Here is a 348-nt window from a genome sequence, read left to right as displayed (position 1 = left end):
CCAGAACCCTCTCCGTCAACGGCAAACCGGCACAAGTCTTCGGCCTAATCGGGGCGAACGGAAAACCGGGCATAACGCTTTCGCCCGGCGAGCGCTTTCAGGTCGATCTGGTGAATCGGGCCGGCACAGCCACCATCATCCACTGGCACGGTCAGTTGCCGCCCTGGAAGCAGGACGGCTTTCCCTGGCCGCAAACGCCGCCTATCCCCGCGGGTGACACGCGCTCCTATGACTATGCGCCGATCGCCGGCACGTTCTGGATGCACTCGCATCAGGGCATGCAGGAACAGAGCCTGATGGCCGCGCCACTAATCGTGCACAGCGCGGAGGATATGCGCGCCGACCGGC

General features: G+C 64.4%; 1 protein-coding gene. It reads left to right on the top strand.

Annotated features, from left to right (window positions below; all coding sequences use genetic code 11):
- On the top strand, window positions 1–348 hold a 348-nt coding region (locus tag AC5ZGW_RS47740; RefSeq protein WP_496114352.1), incomplete at both ends, for a multicopper oxidase domain-containing protein.

The organism is Bradyrhizobium sp. Crot121 (assembly GCF_059512385.1).
The sequence above is the reverse complement of the archived record's forward strand: the minus strand, read 5'-3'. Positions and strand labels throughout refer to the sequence as shown.